Source organism: Protofrankia sp. Cr1 (genome assembly GCF_963555865.1).
Lineage (GTDB): Bacteria > Actinomycetota > Actinomycetes > Frankiales > Frankiaceae > Protofrankia.
Window position 1 is genome coordinate 1 of sequence record NZ_CAUVXO010000472.1, and the last position, 713, is coordinate 713.

A 713-nucleotide genomic window follows, 5' to 3' on the forward strand; every position below is an offset into this window, starting at 1 on the left:
GCGTGCTTGCTATGCGCTGCCGCTAGCAGCATAATGCTGCTATGGTCACTGCGATCACCATCCGGGATGTCCCTGACGAGACTCGCGACGAGCTTGCCTCCCGGGCCGCGCTCAGCGGTCGCTCGCTGCAGGAGTATGTGCGTTCTGCACTGATCGAGCTCGCCCGCCGGCCGGACGCGGAGGTGCTGCTGGCGCGCGTCCGTGACCGCAAGCAACGCGTCGGCAGCCGGTTGTCGGTCGAATCGATCATCGGCCATCGCGACGCCGACCGTCGATGAGTCTCGTCGTCGACTCCGGTCTGGTGGTTGCCGCGCTCGTCGACAGCGGCGAGATCGGCACCTGGGCGGATCACCTGCTCGCAACAGATGACCTGGCCGCGCCTCATCTCATGCCGGTGGAGGTCGCCAATGTGCTACGCCGGGCCGTCATGGCCAGCGAGATCTCAGCCGACACCGCGGCCCTGGCCTACGCCGACCTGCTGAGCCTGCGGGTCGAGCTGTTCGCCTACGAACCGTTCGCCAGCAGGGTGTGGGAGCTGCGGGAGAATGTCACCGCCTACGACGGTTGGTACGTCGCGCTCGCCGAGTCGCTGGACGCAAAGCTGGCCACGCTCGACGTCCGGTTGACGAAGGCCGCTGGACCTCGCTGCGTCTTTGCGACCCCGTAGTCTGGATGCCGGTCCGTACACCCGGTGGGGGCGGCGTCAACCGGTC

Annotated in this window: 2 protein-coding genes; both read left to right on the plus strand. The window is 67.5% G+C overall.

Annotated elements, in window-relative coordinates; translation table 11 throughout:
* Positions 1-41: 41 nt before the first annotated feature.
* On the plus strand, positions 42-278 hold the full coding sequence (locus U9980_RS23970) for a FitA-like ribbon-helix-helix domain-containing protein (protein ID WP_322748999.1): 237 nt from the start codon (positions 42-44) through the stop codon (positions 276-278).
* A complete protein-coding gene (locus U9980_RS23975; protein ID WP_322752581.1) occupies positions 275-667 on the plus strand; it encodes a type II toxin-antitoxin system VapC family toxin in 393 nt (130 codons plus the stop codon). The genes U9980_RS23970 and U9980_RS23975 overlap by 4 nt, the downstream gene beginning before the upstream one ends.
* Positions 668-713: the final 46 nt, after the last annotated feature.

Bases quoted from the DNA above. Each gene is read 5' to 3' on its own strand.
- U9980_RS23975 (WP_322752581.1), top strand. From the start codon at position 275: ATGAGTCTCGTCGTCGACTCCGGTCTGGTGGTTGCCGCGCTCGTCGAC.
- U9980_RS23970 (WP_322748999.1), top strand. From the start codon at position 42: ATGGTCACTGCGATCACCATCCGGGATGTCCCTGACGAGACTCGCGAC.